At 58.4% G+C, this 296-nt stretch carries 1 protein-coding gene; it reads right to left on the reverse strand.

What is annotated here, in order from left to right; translation table 11 throughout:
* Positions 1-15: 15 nt before the first annotated feature.
* A partial coding sequence (locus P0G09_RS19355) for a hypothetical protein (RefSeq protein WP_342760578.1) occupies positions 16-296 on the reverse strand: 281 nt, incomplete at its 5' end.

The following is a 296-nucleotide window of genomic DNA, read 5'->3' on the forward strand; positions in this document are numbered from 1 at the left end:
CCCAGCTTCAGGGCTTCATTGTCCAGCGGGTGCATCGGAATGCGCCTCCTTTTGGGGGTCAAACCTCTCAGTCTCGCTTCGCTCGCCAGCGTCCGGGCTAAACCTCTCAGTCACGGGCTTCTCCGTGACAGCTCCCCTAGTAGGGGAGCCCTTGGCAAAACTGTCAACTTTGGTAGTATCCAAGGGCAGGCTTCCGGTCTGTTTCTCCAGCAGCACATTGTACCTTGTGCGCTCGGCGCGGATGGCGGCTTCGTACAGGGCGTAAAGCTCTTCCAGCTTCTTCCACATTGCCGCTT

The sequence above is a fragment of the Faecalibacterium sp. DFI.5.82 genome (genome assembly GCF_029076575.1).
Classification (GTDB): domain Bacteria; phylum Bacillota; class Clostridia; order Oscillospirales; family Ruminococcaceae; genus Faecalibacterium; species Faecalibacterium duncaniae.